The sequence below is a fragment of the Catenulispora rubra genome (assembly GCF_015356825.1).
GTDB classification, from domain to species: domain Bacteria; phylum Actinomycetota; class Actinomycetes; order Streptomycetales; family Catenulisporaceae; genus Catenulispora; species Catenulispora rubra.
On the sequence record NZ_JAACYW010000863.1, the window covers coordinates 1 to 255 of the forward strand.

The 255-nt window shown below is 66.3% G+C and carries 1 protein-coding gene; it reads left to right on the top strand.

Going from position 1 to position 255, the window contains the following annotated elements; translation table 11 throughout:
• A partial coding sequence (locus tag GWK61_RS55755; protein ID WP_194922429.1) for an extracellular solute-binding protein occupies positions 1-255 on the top strand: 255 nt, incomplete at both ends.

A 255-nucleotide genomic window follows, 5' to 3' on the forward strand; every position in this document is an offset into this window, starting at 1 on the left:
CGGCGGCTTCGACCTCGAAGATCGCCGGGTCGGGGTCGGGGGCCGGCAAGACGATCACCGTCTGGTACATGGACGGCGACCTGTCCGACGCGGTCCAGAAGGCCATCGGCGACAAGTTCACCGCCGATACCGGTGCGAAGGTGAACATCCAGGTCCAGGAGTGGGACGGGATCAACACGAAGATCGCCACGGCACTGGCACAGGGCAATCCGCCGGACGTCGTGGAGGTCGGCAACACCGACGTCCCGCTGTTCG